The sequence below is a fragment of the Pseudomonas sp. BF-B-30 genome, assembly GCF_019956305.1.
GTDB classification, from domain to species: Bacteria; Pseudomonadota; Gammaproteobacteria; order Pseudomonadales; family Pseudomonadaceae; genus Aquipseudomonas; species Aquipseudomonas jessenii.
Window position 1 is genome coordinate 89,527 of the sequence record NZ_JAHBDG010000014.1, and the last position, 16,792, is coordinate 106,318.

At 60.2% G+C, this 16,792-nt stretch carries 11 protein-coding genes; 5 read left to right on the forward strand and 6 right to left on the reverse strand.

Going from position 1 to position 16,792, the window contains the following annotated elements; genetic code table 11:
* Positions 1–52: 52 nt before the first annotated feature.
* From KGB29_RS10025 to guaA, 3 genes are all read left to right on the forward strand, one after another.
* Complete coding sequence (locus KGB29_RS10025; RefSeq protein ID WP_154861742.1) at positions 53–601, forward strand: sugar ABC transporter ATPase; 549 nt, start codon at positions 53–55, stop codon at positions 599–601.
* 238 nt (positions 602–839) lie between these two features.
* Positions 840–2,309: an IMP dehydrogenase gene (guaB, locus tag KGB29_RS10030; protein ID WP_008053208.1), complete on the forward strand. Its 1,470-nt coding sequence runs from the start codon at positions 840–842 to the stop codon at positions 2,307–2,309.
* A gap of 99 nt (positions 2,310–2,408) precedes the next feature.
* Positions 2,409–3,986, forward strand: a complete 1,578-nt coding sequence (gene guaA / locus KGB29_RS10035) for a glutamine-hydrolyzing GMP synthase (protein ID WP_008053207.1) — start codon at positions 2,409–2,411, stop codon at positions 3,984–3,986.
* Positions 3,987–4,176: 190 nt separating this feature from the next.
* Here guaA and KGB29_RS10040 read toward each other — a convergent pair whose 3' ends face one another.
* Positions 4,177–8,868, reverse strand: a complete 4,692-nt coding sequence (locus KGB29_RS10040; protein ID WP_154947052.1) for a membrane-targeted effector domain-containing toxin — start codon at positions 8,866–8,868, stop codon at positions 4,177–4,179.
* Between the two features lie 189 nt (positions 8,869–9,057).
* Here KGB29_RS10040 and KGB29_RS10045 point away from each other — a divergent pair, with 189 nt between their 5' ends.
* A complete protein-coding gene (locus KGB29_RS10045; protein ID WP_090453270.1) occupies positions 9,058–10,434 on the forward strand; it encodes a multicopper oxidase family protein in 1,377 nt (458 codons plus the stop codon).
* Positions 10,434–10,931, forward strand: a complete 498-nt coding sequence (gene tadA, locus KGB29_RS10050) for a tRNA adenosine(34) deaminase TadA (RefSeq protein WP_154947053.1) — start codon at positions 10,434–10,436, stop codon at positions 10,929–10,931. The genes KGB29_RS10045 and tadA overlap by 1 nt, the downstream gene beginning before the upstream one ends.
* A 114-nt stretch (positions 10,932–11,045) precedes the next feature.
* Here the strand turns inward: tadA and cmoB are convergent, their stop codons facing one another.
* The 5 genes from cmoB to lon all read right to left on the reverse strand — a co-directional run bounded on the left by cmoB (position 11,046) and on the right by lon (position 16,588).
* The gene (gene cmoB, locus KGB29_RS10055; protein ID WP_154947054.1) at positions 11,046–12,002 is read right to left on the reverse strand and encodes a tRNA 5-methoxyuridine(34)/uridine 5-oxyacetic acid(34) synthase CmoB; all 957 of its coding nucleotides are present in this window, start codon (positions 12,000–12,002) and stop codon (positions 11,046–11,048) included.
* Positions 11,999–12,742: a carboxy-S-adenosyl-L-methionine synthase CmoA gene (cmoA, locus tag KGB29_RS10060; RefSeq protein ID WP_057716260.1), complete on the reverse strand. Its 744-nt coding sequence runs from the start codon at positions 12,740–12,742 to the stop codon at positions 11,999–12,001. Before cmoA ends, cmoB begins: the two co-directional genes overlap by 4 nt.
* Before the next feature lie 189 nt (positions 12,743–12,931).
* Positions 12,932–13,567, reverse strand: a complete 636-nt coding sequence (locus tag KGB29_RS10065; protein WP_154947064.1) for a lysoplasmalogenase — start codon at positions 13,565–13,567, stop codon at positions 12,932–12,934.
* 2 nt (positions 13,568–13,569) lie between these two features.
* Positions 13,570–13,962: a protease inhibitor I42 family protein gene (locus tag KGB29_RS10070; protein WP_150813643.1), complete on the reverse strand. Its 393-nt coding sequence runs from the start codon at positions 13,960–13,962 to the stop codon at positions 13,570–13,572.
* Between the two features lie 208 nt (positions 13,963–14,170).
* Entirely contained in the window at positions 14,171–16,588 is a 2,418-nt protein-coding gene (gene lon, locus KGB29_RS10075; protein WP_150813644.1) for an endopeptidase La, read from the reverse strand.
* Positions 16,589–16,792 lie beyond the last annotated feature (204 nt).

Consider the following 16,792-nt stretch of genomic DNA (forward strand, 5'->3'; position numbering starts at 1 on the left):
TATAATTTGGGGGTGCCCAAGACCCTTTATCAATGTTCCAGGCCTGCACCCCATGAATTCCCAAAGCATCATCGTCCCGAAAATCTCCACCCTGCCGGTACACGAACCCCGGGCCCGGGCCGTCGTGCGCTGGCTGGTGCGCAAGAACATCATCCAGGAAGAACTGACCACGTGCGGCCGCACCGGCAATCGCATGGGTCATGCGATTGCCGAGGGTGCCCGTGAGGTGGTTTTGCACCCGGACGCGCTGCCGTTCGGCGAGCCGGTCAATGGTCTGGAGATCATCACCAAGCGCTGCATCTATACGCCGGCCAAGGGTTTTCTTGGCGAAGCGGGCTGCGCCGAGTGCCGCAAGGAAGTGGGTGAAGCCCTGTTCGAAAGCCTGGAAGACTGGATGCCGGGGCGTACCGACAACTTCACCTGTCCCGAATGCGGGCATGAAGACGACATCAACGGCTTCCTGTTCCTGCAGGAGTGCGGCTTCTCCAACCTCGGTTTCATCTTCAACAACTGGGCCGAAGCCGGGTTCAAACAGAGCTTTATCGATGAATTCGCCGATTGGCTGGATCAGCCGGTCAGTTGGGTGAAAGTCGAACTCTGATGACCTTGTAGGAGCGAGCCTGCTCGCGATGGTCGTGAACGATGACGCGTGCTGTCTGAAAACAAGCGTTGCCTGCAAGCTCATCGCGAGCAGGCTCGCTCCTACAAAAAAGCAGCAATCCCGCCTTTTAATCCCCGTATGTCAGTAATGCCAATAATAGACAGAGTTTTACATTGAACCCGAAGGGGTGTCTGACTATAATGGCGCGCTTCCATTTTCCCGCTCGGGAGCCCCCGCGATGCTGCGTATCAGCCAAGAAGCTCTGACATTCGACGACATTCTCCTAGTGCCCGGTTATTCCGAGGTGCTTCCTAACGAAGTCAGTCTCAAGACCCGCCTTACCCGTGGCATCGAGCTGAATATTCCACTGGTTTCCGCTGCCATGGACACCGTCACTGAAGCCCGTCTGGCAATCGCCATGGCTCAGGAAGGTGGTATCGGCATCATCCACAAGAACATGACCATCGAGCAGCAAGCTGCCGAAGTCCGCAAGGTCAAGCGTTACGAAGCTGGTGTGGTCAAAGACCCGATCACCATCGTCGCCGACGCCACCGTGCGCGAGTTGTTCGAATTGACCCGCATGCACAACATCTCCGGCGTTCCGGTACTGCACAATGGCGACCTGGTCGGTATTGTCACCTCCCGTGACGTGCGTTTCGAGAACCGTCTGGAAGCCACTGTCCGTGAAGTGATGACGCCTAAAGAGCGTCTGGTCACGGTCAAGGAAGGCGCCGACAAGAACGATGTGCGTGAACTGCTGCACAAGCACCGCATCGAACGCGTGCTGATCGTCGACGACAAATTCGCCCTCAAGGGCATGATGACCGTCAACGACATCGAAAAAGCCAAGGCTTACCCGCTGGCCAGCAAGGACGATCAAGGTCGTCTGCGCGTGGGTGCTGCAGTCGGTACCGGTAAAGACACCGGTGATCGCGTTGCCGCACTGGTCGCCGCCGGCGTTGACGTGGTGGTGGTCGACACCGCTCACGGTCACTCCAAGGGCGTGATCGACCGCGTTCGCTGGGTCAAGCAGAACTTCCCTGAAGTGCAGGTCATCGGCGGCAACATTGCCACCGGCGCCGCCGCCAAGGCCCTGGCCGAAGCTGGCGCCGACGCAGTCAAGGTCGGTATCGGCCCTGGCTCGATCTGCACCACCCGTATCGTCGCCGGTGTCGGCGTGCCGCAAATCAGCGCCATCGCCAACGTCGCCGCTGCCCTTGAAGGCACAGGCGTACCGTTGATCGCCGACGGCGGCATCCGTTTCTCCGGTGACCTGTCCAAGGCCATCGTGGCCGGTGCTTCCTGCGTGATGATGGGCTCGATGTTCGCCGGTACCGAAGAAGCGCCGGGCGAGATCGAACTGTTCCAGGGCCGTTCGTACAAGGCTTATCGCGGCATGGGTTCGCTGGGCGCCATGTCCCAGGCCCAAGGCTCCTCCGACCGTTACTTCCAGGACTCCTCGGCAGGCGCCGAGAAGCTGGTTCCGGAAGGTATCGAAGGGCGTGTTCCGTACAAGGGCACCCTGAGCGCGATCATCCACCAGTTGATGGGCGGCCTGCGCTCCTCGATGGGCTACACCGGCAGCGCCGACATCGAAGAGATGCGCACCAAGCCTGAGTTCGTGCGGATCACCGGCGCCGGCATGGCCGAATCCCACGTTCACGACGTGCAGATCACCAAGGAAGCGCCAAACTACCGCGTAGGTTGAGCCTTCAAGCAACAAGCTAAGCAACCGGGGCTGTTTTATTCAGCCCCGAGTTGTTTCTGAATCACGACTGTTTCCGAATTTTTTAGACGAGACTGAATCATGGCCCTCGACATTCACGCTCACCGCATCCTGATCCTCGACTTCGGTTCCCAGTACACCCAGCTGATCGCCCGCCGCGTGCGTGAAATCGGCGTGTACTGCGAACTGCACCCGTTCGACATGGACGAAGATGCGATCCGCGAATTCGCTCCTAAAGGCGTCATCCTCGCCGGCGGCCCAGAGTCGGTTCACGAAGCCAACAGCCCTCGCTGCCCGCAAGCCGTTTTCGACCTGGGCGTGCCGGTCTTCGGTATCTGCTACGGCATGCAGACCATGGCCGAGCAACTGGGCGGCAAGGTTGAAGGTTCCGAGCTGCGTGAGTTCGGTTATGCCCGCGTTGATGTAGTCGGCAAGAGCCGCCTGCTGGACGGCATCGAAGACCACATCGACGCTGACGGCCTGTTCGGCCTCGACGTGTGGATGAGCCACGGTGACAAGGTCACCCGCATGCCGGAAGACTTCCACATCCTGGCCAGCACTCCGAGCTGCCCGATTGCCGGCATGTTCAGCGACGAGCGTCGTTACTACGGCGTGCAGTTCCACCCGGAAGTGACCCACACCAAGCAGGGCGGTCGCATCCTGTCGCGCTTCATCCTCGACATCTGCGAGTGTGAAGCCCTGTGGACTCCGTCGAAAATCGCTGAAGACGCCATCGCCCAGGTTCGCGCCCAGGTCGGCACCGACAACGTCCTGCTCGGCCTGTCCGGCGGTGTGGACTCGTCCGTGGTTGCCGCGCTGCTGCACAAAGCCATCGGCGACCAACTGACCTGCGTGTTCGTCGACAACGGCCTGCTGCGCCTGCACGAAGGCGAGCAAGTGATGGCCATGTTCGCCGAGAACATGGGCGTCAAGGTGATCCGCGCCAACGCCGAAGAGCAGTTCCTCGGTAACCTGGCCGGCGAAGCCGACCCGGAGAAGAAGCGCAAGATCATCGGCCGTACCTTCATCGACGTGTTCGATGCCGAATCCTGCAAGCTGGACAACATCAAGTACCTGGCCCAGGGCACCATCTATCCGGACGTGATCGAGTCGGCTGGCGCGAAAAGCGGCAAGGCCCACGTGATCAAGTCGCACCACAACGTGGGCGGCCTGCCGGAAGAAATGAACCTCAAGCTGGTTGAACCCCTGCGCGAGCTGTTCAAGGACGAGGTCCGTCGTCTGGGTCTGGAGCTGGGCCTGCCGTACGACATGGTCTACCGTCACCCGTTCCCGGGCCCGGGCCTGGGCGTGCGCATCCTCGGTGAAGTGAAGAAGGAATACGCTGACCTGCTGCGTCGCGCCGACCACATCTTCATCGAAGAACTGCGCAAGGCCGACTGGTATCACAAGGTCAGCCAGGCATTCGTGGTGTTCCAGCCGGTGAAATCGGTTGGCGTGGTGGGTGATGGCCGTCGTTACGCCTGGGTCGTGGCCCTGCGTGCCGTGGAAACCATCGACTTCATGACCGCGCGTTGGGCTCATCTGCCTTACGAACTGCTGGAAACCGTCAGCGGCCGCATCATCAATGAAATCGAAGGCATCTCCCGCGTCACCTACGACGTGTCGAGCAAGCCGCCAGCGACCATTGAGTGGGAATGATCGTATGAGCCTGTGAACGCAGGCTCAAAACGATAGCGACAAAAAGAAGCCCCGGGTTGTGAGACCCGGGGCTTCTTGCGTTTCAGTTGTGTTCGCCCGAAATCCCCTGTGGGAGCGAGCTTGCTCGCGATGAGGCCAGCACATCCAGCATCTCCCGCGCCTGACACGCCGCCATCGCGAGCAGCTTGATTTACACCGGCAAACGCCCTTCGAGGTTCATGCCCATACGGCTAAGACCCCAGGACAGCTCATCGATGTTGGCATAAGGCACCTGATTCACGTCGGTCCATGCGGGGCGATTGATCAGGTAGCTGCCGTCAGCCGTGCGCTCGACCGGTGTTCTTGCCAGTTGACCGACTCTGCTGCGATGGATCAGTGTCCAGTTTCCGTTCGATTTCTCGAAAGTGAACATGCCTTGCCGATACAGCAGTCGATTAAGCGCTTCCGGTGTCTTTTCAAGCAACGGCAGTGGCATCTGCAAGCTCAAGTCCGCGTGCAAAGTGTCGAAGTTTCCGTCGGTTAATTCGGGTTGGGTGGCAAAGCCGCGGCCTACCTCAATGCCTCGATCGGTTTCAATCAGCAGGCTTTCTTCCGGCAGCACTTCTTCGATGCGCAAACCAATACCGCCCTGCATTTCGCTGATGCCGGACATTCCACGAAAGGTGTTGATGTTTTCCTGATCCGTCAGCACCACCCATCTGCCCGCTCCGTTGAGCGTTTTGTCGGCCTCCATGATGGTGTGGGTGAGGTAGGTCTTGATGGCTTGCTCATGCATGTCGGGCATGGATGGGCCGGGGAAACGGTAACTGGCCAGGCAGTCGGTTGCCTGAATCCGAATACCATTTTGTTGAGCCGCCTTGACCACTTCAAGCGGGGTGAATCTGCCGGATGGATCGCTTTTCAGCTTCTGCAAATACGCCTGGAGATCATCGGGCATTGACCCGGTCTTGAAGAATTGATCGAGTTCCACCTGGTTGAAATCGTTGAGCAGGCGATGGAAATAGATCGTCTTGACTTCCTGTTGGGCAAGGGTCGGCATGTTCTCGATGAGAAACCGCATGCTGGCAATGCGGTCCTGGCTTTCACCGATGACCAGGCCAGGTGCGGCTTCAAATATCTTCGGAAGCAGTTCTGCGGCAGTGGTTGATGGCGTCACGACAGGAAGCTGCGGACGAGGGGGTAATGAAGCGAAAAAACCACTGCGGGTAAAGAATTGACGAGCGTCTTGTGACAGCTTGGCGCGCGGGGCCGCGACGTATCGTGCGTAAGTGGTCTCTGTGCGAAAGCTTCCGTCTGGCTGACGGATAAGTTTGATATGGGTTTCTCTCTCGTCCATCGCCAGTAGTCTGATACTGAATCGGTTAGTTGCATCGTATTGCGTGGCAGGGCGGCGCAGGATGGCCTGTGTTGGCTCTTGAACAGAGGCAGACGCAGAGGCCGGAGCAGATGTAGACGGCGGAACGCGGGACCCGCCCGGATGCCGGTTTCCACCCCCCCTGAGCCCGGCTCGGGGTGTCAGCTCCCATTCGCCCTCGGCATTGAGACGCACAGGGAGTGAACCTGAAAACGCGTTGGGATTTTCAGGATCGATGATGGCCCAGGTGCCGCCTCCGTTGGGATCGGCTTCGTAGCGCACGTAATAGGCCCTGTCATCGAGCAAGATCGCAGTGGCGGGGTTTGAGTCGAGTTGATAGATGCCCTGGAATTTTCCGGCTTCGCTCACGGGTGTCCGCCCCTCGAGCAGTTCATTGGCTTGCCAGTTGTCCGGTATTTCGATGTGTGGAGAGGCTTGCGACAAGGAGGAATCGAGTTCACTTGCCAGCTCGACGGGCCAACCCATGGGCTTCATGCCCTTTGCAACCAACGCTTGCTTGAGTTCTTCGAGGTTGTCCACTGTCATGGACTCGTAGGTTGGCCGAAGCGGGGTATCCAGATTCAGCATTCCACCCGGCGTGGATCTGATGACGCTGTCCGCCATCCCGTTGTTGGCATTGCGATAAACCACAAGGACGCTGCTGCGGTAGCGCTGAAAGGTGAACATCCCCGGTTCAGGCAACAGCGTTCGCAGTTGTTGCGGGGTCCTGTATGCCCATGGAGTTTCCATCTGCACGCGCACGTCGCCTTTGATCAGTGCATGGACGCTGTCGAAGTCCATGCCATCAGATACGTAAAAAACAGGGGAATCCGGATAGTCCGCATGCTCCACGGCCAACCCCGGATCGGAGTTGATGGGTTGCGCTTGCCCCGGCGCTACGTCATCGATACGAATACTCAGGGCATCGGTCTGTTCGCTAATGCCGCGATAGCCTCTGAATGTCGCCATGTTTTCCTGATTGACCAAGGCAATCCATTTGCCCGGTTCTTTCAATGCTTCGTTGAACCGGATGACCTCGCTGGAAAAAAAACTCCTGGCCATCTGGTAGTTGGATTCCCAGTCAGTCGCTTCTTTGTTGATGTTGTGGGTCGTCGACATGTCGATGGCCTGAACCCGGATCTGTTGGGCATTGGCGGCTTTGACCAGCGCCAGCAGATTGAATTGGCCTGTTGGGTCGTTGCCGGCCTTGATGTCGAGTTTGTTCAGGTAGTTTTCCAGCTCGGCGGGCATTTCACCGGTGCGCGCGAAGGTGTCCAGTTCGAGTTGATTGACGTTGGCCAGCAGCTCCTGCAAGTACAGGGTCTTGACGCCCTGTTGCGCGAGCGTTGGCATGTTTTCGATCAGGAACTGTTTGCTGCCGATGCTGCCCCGGCTCTCGCCGACAACCAGGCCCGGTTTTTCCGCGTAGGCCGTTTCAAGCAGCTCGCCTGGCGTGGCGAACGCTTGTGCAGAGGGCGCCGGTTGGCTCGGCGTCGGTGGGTGAAGCTCGTACCAGGCCTTGGCGTTGCTGATCAGGTTGCGACGAGGTCCTTCATGGGCCATCTCGAATTCGCTGAGCGTGATGACCTCTTGGCCGGCATCGGACATGAGTACGTTGTGGGCATCGATGCCTGCCACTGACCAGATCCGTCTGAACGGGCTGCGTACGTCTGGTCCACCCAGCGCCCATGTCCTCATTTCAGGGTCGTCAAGGCCCGGCACGTGAACGCCTGGCCGTCGTGACCACTCCTCGACGGCGGGGGAGGATACGGCCGCTGCTTGCATCCCGCCTCTGAGGCCCAGTTTGGGAACGATTTCCCATTCTCCCGAATCATTCATAAACCGTACTGGAATCGAATCCGTGAAAGAGTCGGGATTGGCCGGGTCGATGATTGCCCAGTACCCACGCCCGTTGAGGCTGTTTTCATAACGCACGTAATAGGCGTTGCCGTTGAGTTTGATGGCGGACGAAGGATTCGAGGCGAGCCGATATGTACTCAGGAACTTGCCAGGTTCACGAACCAGGGCGTCATCGCTGAGCACATCATTAATCCTGAAGGCGTCCGGCACTGATGACGCAGGCCTGCCCTCAGTCGAGCCCGTGACAGCTTCTGATTCTCCTGCGATGGGGTCGACCTTCGACCCGGCGGTTTCGGCAGGTGTGGTTGATTCAACCAGATCGGCCATTTCTTTGGCTTCGGCGGCGTCGATGTCCGGGCCGATTTCCTCCAGCGATCCCGGACCTTTGAGCACCAGGAGGTTGAACAGCAAATCGATACCGCTGAGCACGGCGCCAAGAACGCCGGCCTTGCGCTCCCCGGCGGTTTTGCCGTTGACCGCCTGATCGATGTTCAAACCCAGGCTGGCGATACTGGCGCCGACCACCGGCAGGGCAATCGGCCAACCGACCACCGCCATGGGACCGAATACTTTTAAACCGGCGCTGAGGTAACCGATCCAGAGTTTTTTGCGCAGATCGCCATTGGACGTCAGCGAGAGTTCGGCTTCGGAAAACATTGCGTTTTGGGTCGAGTTGCTCAACCAGCTGAATGCGTCGCCGGTGATGACCTGGTTTTTTTGATTGATCAGGTGATGGTCGTACTTGCCCCAAGTGCTGACCAGCCGGTTCATGATATCGGTGATGTTCTTGTCGATGGCTTGACGATCGGCCAAGGAAAAATGCGTCATGAAGCCTCGGCGAGCCTCTTCTTCGTTCATCTGCTGCAACATCCAATAGTGCATGTCCGTCGCGGTTTCCAGCACTTTGAAAGCGACGTTTTCACCGGGCAGGTACACGATCTGGCGCCCCTTGGGTGCGACGAAACGCAGGATGTTGGTGGCCAGGTACCCGTCGACGTCCAGAGCCCGAACAATGTCGGCGCAAGGGTGCTGAGCCCGCAGCATCTGCAGGTCGACAGGCCAGTTGATCGGACCCATTACGGCGTTCGTGACGAACTGGAAGTCATCGTCGCTCAACTGCCGTTTGTCCCTGGCCTTTACGGCTTGTATCAGAAAATTGCATTTGGCCAGGGTTCGGAAGTCGGTGCCGGACTGCTTCCAGAACGCGGTCAGCTTGTCGGTATAGAACGAGCTGAAATCGATGTTCCAGAACGCCTTCAGCACCTCGTTGCCGTGCAGGCGTACTTCGTTGGTTTCGTTGAACCTCCCGGCGTTCGGGCCGGCGGTATAAAAGCCTGCATAGACGTCAAGCAGGTCGGCGTTGTCCTGATCGCTGGTGCGAAAGCGCTGGATCACCAGCTGTGTCAGGGTCGTGGTTGACGTCGGCGTTGCTTTGACATGCTCCCAACCGGTGAACGTTTTCGAACTGCTTTCGGCTGTGTCGAAACGGTGGAAGTACACCTGATCCGGATCGAGGTCGGTAATGCCGGATTTTTTCAGTAAGTCGCTGGCGACTTCGTGCGCCGTGTCTTGCAGGCTCGGGCAAGTCTGGATGACGGTGGTGGCGATCGCCTTGAGCGCGGCCTTGTCGGCGGCATTGGGCAGCGGGCGTGTTTCGTTCGGGTTCATGCACTCTCTTTCCTTGAGAAAACGGGATGTCGAGGATGGCCGGTTTTTTCAAGGCAAGTGCACTACATAGTTATGCCCACAGCTGATGTGCGGCCACAGGTCACCCTTACCGTTTCGCAGTTGCAGGTGTATCGTATTCGCCTTTTACAGGCCCCGGGCCTGTCGCTGATACGTGAGGTAGTTGAGTTCATGTCGTTTACCCGTCGCCAAATCCTCGGTGGCCTGGCCGGTCTTGTTGTCGTTGGTGTCGGTGCAGGGGGCGCGTCGCGCTACTGGCTGGGCAAGATGGCCGACGCCGAGGCGGGTCACGACTACGAGCTGATCGCAGCGCCGTTGGACGTGGAACTGGTAGCCGGGCACAAGACCCAGGCCTGGGCGTTCGGCCCGTCGGCGCCGGGCACCGAGTTGCGGGTGCGCCAGGGTGAATGGCTGCGGGTGCGCTTCATCAACCACCTGCCGGTCGCGACCACCATTCACTGGCATGGCATCCGCCTGCCACTGGAAATGGACGGCGTACCCTACGTCTCGCAGCTACCGGTGTTGCCGGGTGAATATTTCGACTACAAATTCCGCGTGCCCGATGCCGGCAGCTACTGGTATCACCCCCATGTGAGCAGCAGCGAGGAACTCGGTCGCGGCCTGGTCGGCCCGCTGATTGTCGAGGAGCGTGAGCCCACCGGCTTCAAGTACGAAAAAACCTTGAGCCTGAAGAACTGGCACATCGATGAGCAGGGCGCTTTCGTCGACTTCAGTATTCCCCGGGAAGCGGCCCGTGGCGGCACGGCGGGGCGTCTGTCGACCATCAACGGCATCGCGCAAGCGGTGATTGATTTGCCGGCCGGGCAGATCACCCGTGTACGTTTGCTCAACCTCGATAACACCTTGACCTATCGCCTGAATATTCCCGGCGTCGAAGCGCAGATCTATGCGCTGGATGGCAACCCCATCGAACCGCGCCCGCTCGGCAAGGAATACTGGCTCGGCCCCGGCATGCGTATCTGCCTGGCGATCAAGGCACCGCCGGCCGGTGAAGAGTTGTCCCTGCGCAACGGCCCGGTGCGCCTGGGTACGCTGCGTTCGGTGGCCAACACCGACGCCCCGACCGAGTGGCCGCCCGCGCTGCCCGCCAACCCGGTGGCCGAGCCGGACCTGGCCAATGCCGAGAAACTCAACTTCAATTTCGAATGGGTCGGTTCGGTGTCGGTGAACGTCGATAATGGTAAGCCGCCAAGCCTGTGGCAGATCAACGGCAAGGCCTGGGACATCACCGACAAGACTTGCGCCGACCGTCCGATCGCCAAGCTCGAAAAGGGCAAGAGCTACATTTTCGAATTGAAAAACATGACCCAGTATCAGCACCCGATTCACCTGCACGGCATGAGTTTCAAGGTCATCGCCTCAAACCGGCACAAGGTCATTCCGTACTTCACCGACACCTACCTGCTGGGCAAGAACGAGCGCGCGCAGGTAGCGCTGGTGGCGGATAACCCGGGTGTATGGATGTTCCACTGCCATGTGATCGATCACATGGAAACCGGCCTGATGGCCGCTATCGAGGTGGCGTGATGCGTCAGATTCGTCCCGCCGCCATCATCGACCGCAGTCGTGATCGCGAATTCATGCGTGAGGCCCTGGCACTGGCGGCCCAAGGCGCGGCCCTCGGCGAAGTGCCGGTGGGTGCGGTACTGGTCCAGGATGGGGAAATCATCGGTCGCGGCTTCAACTGCCCGATCAGTGGCAACGACCCCAGCGCCCATGCCGAAATGGTCGCGATCCGCGCCGCCGCCCAGGCCGTCAGCAATTACCGGCTAACCGGCAGTACGCTTTACGTGACGCTGGAGCCGTGCAGCATGTGCGCGGGCCTGATCGTGCACTCGCGGATTGCCCGGGTGGTGTACGGCGCGCTGGAGCCCAAGGCGGGGATCGTGCAGAGCCAGGGGCAGTTCTTTACCCAGGGCTTCCTGAATCATCGGGTACTGCATGAAGGTGGGGTATTGGCGGAGGAATGCGGGGCGGTGCTGAGCGAATTCTTCAAGGCCCGGCGCGCCAAACCTACAGACTGAATACCGCCCCCCTGTAGGAGCGAGCCTGCTCGCGATGGAGTGTCAGTCTAAGTGGTGTCGACTGACACACCATCGCGAGCAGGCTCGCTCCTACAGGGATCTCCATCGTGACAATTATTTGCGCGCCACAATCACCGCCCGCATCGGCGCCGGCAGCCCTTCAATGGTCTTGCTGTGATCTTCCGGATCGAGGAAGTCACTGAGCGACTGATACTTCATCCACTCCGTCCCGCGCTGTTCCTCGACCGTGGTGGTGCTCACGTCCACGCACTTCACGTCTGTGAACCCGGCACGTCGCAACCACAACTCCAGCGCCGGCACCGACGGCAGGAACCACACGTTGCGCATCTGCGCGTAGCGGTCCTCCGGCACCAGCACCTGATGTTTGTCGCCTTCGACCACCAGGGTTTCCAGCACCAGCTCACCGCCCTTGACCAGGCAATCCTTCAGCGCCAGCAAATGTTCGATGGGCGAACGGCGGTGGTAGAACACGCCCATGGAAAACACTGTGTCGAACCCTTCGAGGTTCGGCGGCAGGTCTTCGAACGGGAAGGGCAGGTGCCAGGCGTTCGGCTCGGACAGGTAGCGTTGCACCGCCTGGAACTGGCAGAAGAACAGCCAGTTCGGGTCGACACCGATCACGCTGTCCGCGCCGGCGCCAAGCATGCGCCACATGTAATAACCGTTGCCACAGCCGACATCGAGGATGCGCTTGCCCTTCAGGTTCAGGTGCGGGGCGACCCGTGACCACTTCCAGTCCGAGCGCCATTCGGTGTCGACGTGCACGCCGAACAAATCGAACGGCCCTTTGCGCCATGGCGACAGGCCCATCAGCGCGGTGCGCATTTGCGCGCGGGTCTCGTCGCTGCAATCGGTATCGAGCTTCAAGCCATTGAGCAAATCGACTTCACTCGGCTGGATCTTCGGCAGGGCGTCCAGCGCGCTTTGCCAGCGTTCCAGGTCGCCATGGCCCTTTTCCATTTTCTTGTCGAGTTGCGCTTGCAGGGTGTTGGCCCATTCGGCCAGCGGCGTGCCGGCCAGACGGCGGGCGAGGGGGGACAGATCAATCATGGCAAGGCAATCAACGAGGCAAAGTTAAGACACTGGAACCACGGCACGACTTTCGAGAACCCGGCGGCCAACAGGCGTTCGCGGTGTTCTTCGAGGCTGTCGGGCTTCATGACGTTTTCGATGGCGCTGCGCTTCTGGGCGATTTCCAGTTCGCTATAGCCGTTGGCGCGTTTGAAGGCGATATGCAGGTCGGTGAGCAACGCGTGTTCCTGCTCGTCTTCGAAACGCAGTTTTTCCGAGAGGATCAGGGCGCCGCCGGGCAACAGCGACTGACGGATGCGCGACAGCAATGCCGTGCGTTGGTCCCGGGCGATGAATTGCAGGGTGAAGTTCAGCGCCACCACCGAGGCCGGCTGGAACTCCAGCGCCAGGATGTCACCTTCGATCACCTCCACCGGCAGCAACTCCTGGAACATCGAGTCCTGACCGTTGAGGTACTCGCGGCAGCGTTCGACCATCGCCGCCGAGTTATCCACAGCGATGACGCGGCAACCGTCGGTGCGCACGTGGCGGCGCAGGGCCTGGGTCACGGCACCCAGCGACGAGCCCAGGTCGTAGAGCACGCTGCCCGGCTGGGCGAACTGCGCGGCGAGCACGCCGAGGTTTTCGACGATGGTCGGATAACCCGGCACCGAGCGCTTGATCATGTCCGGGAACACCCGCACCACGTCCTCGTTGAAGGCGAAGTCAGGCACCTGGGCCAGAGGCTGGGCGAAAAGGCGATCGGGTTCTTTGCTCACGGCGGTTCCAGCGGTGTAGGTGGAAAAGGCCGGCATTTTAGCCAAGTTGGCGCGGGGATGCGCGGGTTGTCTGATAAACCGCCAAGCAGCCTGCAAAGTCTGTGTGTTCAGTGATATTGCTATCGCGAGCAAGCTCGCTCCCACAAGGGCTGTGCAATACCTGTGGGAGCGAGCTTGCTCGCGATGGGGTCAGCGCGGTTTCTGAGTGAACGCCGATGCCGTGATGCCCCATTGCCCCAGCCAATAGCTGAGGATGATCACGTACGGCGCCGCGTCGAACGGCACCACAAACCGGCTGATGCCGATCACGCTGTCGGAGAACACGAATGCCACTGCGCCCGCCGCCGCCAGTAGCGCCGAGCGTTTGGGCACGTCGGTCCCGAGTCGGGCCAGGGCGCGCCAGAGCATGGCGCTGATCGCCGTGCCATAGACAATCACAGGCACCAACAATGGCCCGAGGCCGTTGGAAATCAGAATCCCCAGCAGGACGGCGCCGACACCGAGGGCCAGCATCAGCGGCATTACGGCCAGACGCCGGCAATCGCTCAAATACGCTTTCAGATAGGCCAGATGCGCAACCAGAAACGCCCCAAGGCCGAACACGAACAAATCCCCCGGCCATGCCAGCAACACGTCGCCGACCAGGGAGAAAATCAACCCCAGGCTGATCCAGCGCCGATACTCGCCTGGCGGTGCGTCGTGCAGCCAGCCGAGCAGGGCCAGCACCGGCAGCGGCTTGACCAGCAGGCACAGCAGGGACGCATGCACGCTCAGGCCATAAAGGAAGGTCACTGCGCCCATCAGCGCCAGAATCAGCCAGCCCACGGTCAGTTGACCGAGATCGCGCAGTCGAAAGAGTCCACCGGCAGCACTTCCGGCGCCCATGGCTGTTGCGAGGTCAGGCGCAAGCGTCCGGTGCCGGGCGCGAAAGCCTGAAAGCGCCAGGTCGAGACTCCGGCCGCGCCGACGATGCCGGCATCTTCCGGATTTCGATAAACCTCTGGGCCCAGGGCGTGCAACACACCGCCGGCCGAATCCTGGATCGCCCAGCGATAACCCGTGGTCGGATTGCTCGGCAGGGTCAGGATCAGGTTTTGCCCGTTGCTGAGCTGAACCGGACATTCGCTTTGTTTTTCCACTGTCACGTTGTGCGCAGGTTGCGTGGCGCATCCGGCCAGCAGGGCGAGGGCGAGGGGGACAAACAGGCGAATGGGGGACATAAGGTCAGTGGCTCCGGCGTTCACGACGAACGGCGAGCATAACTTAAGATGAGACAAAGTGTGACAGCCACGGGAATTGGCGTTTTGAGTACTGGCGCCTTCGCGAGCAAGCCCGCTCCCACATTAGACCGAGTGACTTGCTTATTACGCGATCAAATGTGGGAGCGGGCTTGCTCGCGAAGGCGATGGAGCAGGCGCTAGCGATATATCAGAACAACAGCTTCGCCACATCCGCAAACCGCTTGGCGAAGTGCACGGTAATCCCTTCCTTCAGATACTCCGGCAACTCCTCGAAATTCCCGCGGTTGGCCTCCGGCAGAATCAGCTCGAAAATCTTCTGCCGCCGCGCTGCGATCACCTTTTCCCGCACCCCGCCAATCGGCAATACATGCCCGGTCAACGTCAGTTCGCCGGTCATGGCCACGCCTTTTTTCGGTGGCTGATTGCGTGCCAGCGACAGCAGGGCGCTGGCCATGGTCACACCTGCGCTCGGGCCGTCTTTTGGCGTCGCACCTTCCGGCACGTGCAGATGGACGAAGGCTTCGTCGAAGAATTTCGGATCGCCGCCATAGGACTTCAGGTGCGAGCTGACATAGCTATAGGCGATTTCCGCCGACTCTTTCATCACATCACCCAATTGCCCGGTGAGCTTGAACCCACGGTTGAGGGTGTGGATGCGCGTGGCTTCGATCGGCAGGGTTGCACCGCCCATGCTGGTCCAGGCCAGCCCGGTGATCACGCCGACCCCCGCGAGCACCTGCTCGTTGCGGAACACCGGCTTGCCGAGTGAAGCCTCCAGGTCTTTCGGCCCGAGCTTGATCACGGCTTTTGGTTCGTCGAGCAGTTTCATCACCGCTTTGCGCACCAGTTTGCCGAGGTTTTTTTCCAGCTGGCGCACGCCGGCTTCACGGGCATAACCGTCGACCAGCGCCTTGAGCGCGCTGTCGCTGATGCTCAGACTGCCCTTGGACACACCGGCTTTCTCAAGCTGCTTGGGCCACAGGTGGCGCTTGGCGATGGCGACTTTTTCTTCGGTGATGTAGCCCGACAGGCGAATCACTTCCATCCGGTCCAGCAGCGGGCCGGGGATCGAATCCAGGGTATTGGCGGTGCAGATGAACAGCACTTTCGACAGATCCATACGCAGATCGAGGTAGTGGTCGAGGAACTCGACGTTCTGCTCCGGATCGAGGGTTTCCAGCAGCGCCGAGGCCGGGTCGCCCTGGTAGCTCTGGCCCATCTTGTCGATTTCGTCGAGCATGATCACCGGGTTCATCACTTCGACGTCTTTCAACGCCTGCACCAGTTTGCCCGGCTGCGCGCCGATGTAGGTGCGGCGATGGCCCTTGATCTCGGCTTCGTCGCGCATGCCGCCAAGGCTGAAGCGGTAGAACGGCCGGCCCAGGGATTCGGCGATGGATTTGCCGACGCTGGTCTTGCCCACGCCCGGCGGGCCCACCAGCAATACGATGGAACCGCTGATCTCGCCTTTGTAGGCGCCGACCGCGAGAAATTCGAGGATACGGTCCTTGATGTCATCGAGGCCGGCGTGATGTTTGTCCAGCACCTTGCGCGCGTGCTTGAGGTCGAGTTTGTCCTCGCCGTACACGCCCCACGGCACCGAGGTCGCCCAGTCGATGTAATTGCGGGTCACCGCATATTCCGGCGAGCCGGTTTCGAGCACCGACAGCTTGTTCATTTCTTCTTCGAGGCGTTTCTGCACCTGCGCCGGCAGGACTTTGCCCACCAGCCGCTGCTCGAACTGTTCGAGGTCGGCACTGCGGTCGTCCTTGGTCAGCCCCAGCTCCTGCTGGATAACCTTGAGTTGTTCCTTGAGGAAGAACTCGCGCTGATGTTCACCGATCTTGCGGTTAACTTCGGCGGAAATCTCTTTTTGCAGGCGCGCGACTTCGACTTCCTTGCGCAGCATCGGCAGGACTTTTTCCATGCGCTTGAGCATCGGCACGCAGTCGAGCACTTCCTGCAACTCGCTGCCGGTGGCCGAGGTGAGCGCGGCGGCGAAGTCGGTCAGCGGCGACGGATCGTTGGGACTGAAGCGGTTGAGGTAGTTCTTCAGCTCTTCGCTGTACAGCGGGTTGAGCGGTAGCAGTTCCTTGATCGCATTGATCAGCGCCATGCCATAGGCCTTGACCTCGTCGGTCGGCTCGGTGGGCTGGTGCGGGTATTCGACTTCCACCAGGTACGGCGGACGGTGATGCTTGAGCCAGGTCTTGAGGCGTACGCGGGTCAGGCCTTGGGCGACGAACTGCAGCTTGCCGTTTTCGCGGCTGGCGTGGTGCACCTTGACCAGCGTGCCGTAGAGCGGCAGGGCCGAGGTGTCGAAATGGCGCGGGTCTTCCTGGGGCGTGTCCATGTAGAACAGGGCCAGGGAGTGGTGATCGGATTTGCTGACCAGATCGAGGGTTTCGGCCCACGGTTCTTCGTTGACGATGACCGGCAGCACCTGGGCCGGGAAGAACGGTCGGTTATGGATCGGGATGACGTAGACCTTGTCCGGCAGGTTCTGGCCCGGCAGGGCCAGGCCTTTGCCAGGTTTGTGCTGCTGGGCGTTTTCCGGATCGGCGTATTCGCTCGGGTCTTCGGGGAATTCCTGCTGGTCGCTCATGGGGGCACCTGCGCAATGGGTATGGGTCTTAGATGGGGCAGGTTGGCGGTGGTTTCAACGGTCATTTTCTGCGACGCGGTGTTTCGCAGGTGTGTTCAGCAGACAGACAGGTTAGCTGAACCATGGCTGTGTGCGGTCAAAATGTGGGAGCGGGCTTGCTCGCGAAAGCGGTGTGCCAGACAACATTTGCATTGCCTGACACAC

Excerpts from the sequence above, each read along its gene's own strand:
- KGB29_RS10025 (WP_154861742.1), top strand. The coding sequence starts at position 53 with ATGAATTCCCAAAGCATCATCGTCCCGAAAATCTCCACCCTGCCGGTA.
- guaB (WP_008053208.1), top strand. The coding sequence starts at position 840 with ATGCTGCGTATCAGCCAAGAAGCTCTGACATTCGACGACATTCTCCTA.
- guaA (WP_008053207.1), top strand. The coding sequence starts at position 2,409 with ATGGCCCTCGACATTCACGCTCACCGCATCCTGATCCTCGACTTCGGT.
- KGB29_RS10040 (WP_154947052.1), bottom strand. The coding sequence starts at position 8,868 with ATGAACCCGAACGAAACACGCCCGCTGCCCAATGCCGCCGACAAGGCC.
- KGB29_RS10045 (WP_090453270.1), top strand. The coding sequence starts at position 9,058 with ATGTCGTTTACCCGTCGCCAAATCCTCGGTGGCCTGGCCGGTCTTGTT.
- tadA (WP_154947053.1), top strand. The coding sequence starts at position 10,434 with ATGCGTCAGATTCGTCCCGCCGCCATCATCGACCGCAGTCGTGATCGC.
- cmoB (WP_154947054.1), bottom strand. The coding sequence starts at position 12,002 with ATGATTGATCTGTCCCCCCTCGCCCGCCGTCTGGCCGGCACGCCGCTG.
- KGB29_RS10070 (WP_150813643.1), bottom strand. The coding sequence starts at position 13,962 with ATGTCCCCCATTCGCCTGTTTGTCCCCCTCGCCCTCGCCCTGCTGGCC.
- lon (WP_150813644.1), bottom strand. The coding sequence starts at position 16,588 with ATGAGCGACCAGCAGGAATTCCCCGAAGACCCGAGCGAATACGCCGAT.